The organism is Cupriavidus sp. 8B, assembly GCF_054589115.1.
In genome coordinates, this window is record NZ_BAAILO010000274.1 from 1 (window position 1) to 298 (window position 298).

Genomic DNA, 298 nt, shown 5'->3' on the forward strand with positions numbered 1-298 from the left:
ATGTTCCAATTCCAGCGGCATATCGCGGGCATCGCAGTACGCGCACTGCCGGCCCCATTTCTCTAGTAGGTATTCGCGGACCTCATAGCCGGCCAGCTCGCCCTGCTGATACTCGACGCCGGAGATCTCGGCGTTCTGCATCGCCTGCATGTCGAAGCGGGCGAGTTCGGTGCTGATGGCGGTGATCGGGGCGAGTGCGCGCAAGCGGCGGACCCAGGCCATCGTGGTCTGCACACGGTGTTGTAGGCTCGGCGCTAGCCAGCCTGCCGGCTTACGGCGGTTGTCGAATCGGGCAGCG

The 298-nt window shown here is 64.8% G+C and carries 1 protein-coding gene; it reads right to left on the minus strand.

Translation table 11 applies throughout. The features are described from left to right. On the minus strand, positions 1–298 hold a 298-nt coding region (locus ACYP5B_RS27260; protein ID WP_459571780.1), incomplete at both ends, for an RRXRR domain-containing protein.